Source organism: Paraburkholderia sp. SIMBA_054, assembly GCF_046534875.1.
In the GTDB taxonomy this organism is placed as follows: Bacteria; Pseudomonadota; Gammaproteobacteria; order Burkholderiales; family Burkholderiaceae; genus Paraburkholderia; species Paraburkholderia hospita.
In genome coordinates this window covers 1-276 of the sequence record NZ_JAWRXV010000673.1, presented here as the reverse complement: position 1 = coordinate 276, position 276 = coordinate 1, and the positions used below count along the sequence as shown (strand labels likewise).

Annotated in this window: 1 protein-coding gene; it reads right to left on the bottom strand. The window is 57.6% G+C overall.

Going from position 1 to position 276, the window contains the following annotated elements; genetic code table 11:
• A partial coding sequence (locus tag SB822_RS56790; RefSeq protein ID WP_410859065.1) for a flagellar hook-basal body complex protein occupies nucleotides 1–276 on the bottom strand: 276 nt, incomplete at its 3' end.

Below are 276 nucleotides of genomic sequence, written 5' to 3'. Positions count from 1 at the left end.
CAGCATGTTCATGCGCCCGTCACGCGTATAAATCTGCCCCTGCGGTGTCGAGATCGACATCCAGACATCGCCCTTGACTGCAACGTCCAGCGGATTGTCGGTCTTGATCATAGGGCCTGCTTCGGTACGGATGAAGCTCTTGCCCGCCGTAGCGAAACTCACATCGTCGCTGGCCTTGTTCGAAACGATGGTATCGAACTTGGTGCCCTCGCCCCGGAAACCGACCGTTGAGACATTGGCGACATTGTGGGCAATGGCATCCATCCGCCGTTCCAG